The sequence below is a fragment of the Shigella sp. FC1967 genome (assembly GCF_001743005.1).
Taxonomy (GTDB): domain Bacteria; phylum Pseudomonadota; class Gammaproteobacteria; order Enterobacterales; family Enterobacteriaceae; genus Proteus.
In genome coordinates this window covers 1-407 of record NZ_MIIZ01001305.1, presented here as the reverse complement: position 1 = coordinate 407, position 407 = coordinate 1, and the positions used below count along the sequence as shown (strand labels likewise).

Below are 407 nucleotides of genomic sequence, written 5' to 3'. Positions count from 1 at the left end.
GCGTTTTCTTGAAAGCCATCTCAACGGAGTGTTGCGTAAAGAAGGCACCCATTGGGTACCCGATACCACCAATGCCCAAGGCTTAACCTTTAATCCCGAGTTTTTAAAAGCCTTAGATAAACTCAGCTATCTGGGGGGATGTTGTTTTTGCGAATGGTGAAGCACGTCTTTACTTTGAATTACGCCCAGGTACCTCACCCAACATTATGCAAACGCATTTAATGATAGATAGACAATCTCTTCTTTACAATAACCAGCAACCCCAATGGCAGCGTTTTGTCTGGCCAGCGGATACCGTTGCCTCTGGGGCATCACTGAGCTGGATAACCACAAACACAGGCACGCGTATTTATGGTGATTATCGTGGCGTCTGGGGCATTATTCGTTTACTGGAAGATGCCCAAATT

1 pseudogene is annotated in these 407 nt (G+C 45.9%); it reads left to right on the top strand.

What is annotated here, in order from left to right:
• Positions 1-407: pseudogene (locus tag BHE89_RS21480) on the top strand (type VI secretion IcmF C-terminal domain-containing protein); the annotation flags it as partial.